At 67.5% G+C, this 544-nt stretch carries 1 protein-coding gene; it reads right to left on the bottom strand.

The window, feature by feature from the left end; all coding sequences use genetic code 11:
- Window positions 1-544, bottom strand: a 544-nt coding sequence (locus ACLZOT_RS49785) for an acyltransferase domain-containing protein (RefSeq protein ID WP_416975955.1), incomplete at both ends; no start/stop codon positions are given.

The raw sequence follows: 544 nt of genomic DNA, 5'->3' as shown, positions 1-544 counted from the left end.
ACCATCACCGCCCACAACACCGGCTGCACCACATCAACCCGCCCCAACACCTCCTCGTCCCCCAACACCTCCAACAAGTCCCACTCCACGAACGGCGCCAACGCCCGAGCACATTCACGCATCCGCCCCGCAAACACCGGCGAAGCAACCAACAGCCCCTGAGCCATACCCACCCACTGCGACCCCTGACCCGGAAACACGAACACCACACCACGCCCACCAACCACACCCTGACCAGCCACCCCACTCACCACACCAACACCCGGCTCCCCCACCGCCAACCCACGCAGACCCTGCAACAACTCATCCCGGCCACCCCCCAGCACCACCGCCCGATGCTCCAGACCCGCCCGACTCGACACCAACGCCGCACCCACCTCCACCGGATCCAGCCCCGCATCCATCTCCACATGCACCACAAGCCGCCGCGCCTGCTCCCGCAACCCCGACTCCGACCGCGCCGACACCACCCACGGCACCACCGACGACAACACCACCGGCCCCGCCCCCTCCACATCGGAAGCCGGTTCAAACTCAGCAGCCT

It is taken from the genome of Streptomyces sp. 4F14 (assembly GCF_048159485.1).
Taxonomy (GTDB): domain Bacteria; phylum Actinomycetota; class Actinomycetes; order Streptomycetales; family Streptomycetaceae; genus Streptomyces.
Note: the sequence above shows the minus strand (reverse complement) of the source record. Positions and strands in the feature narration are given on the sequence as shown.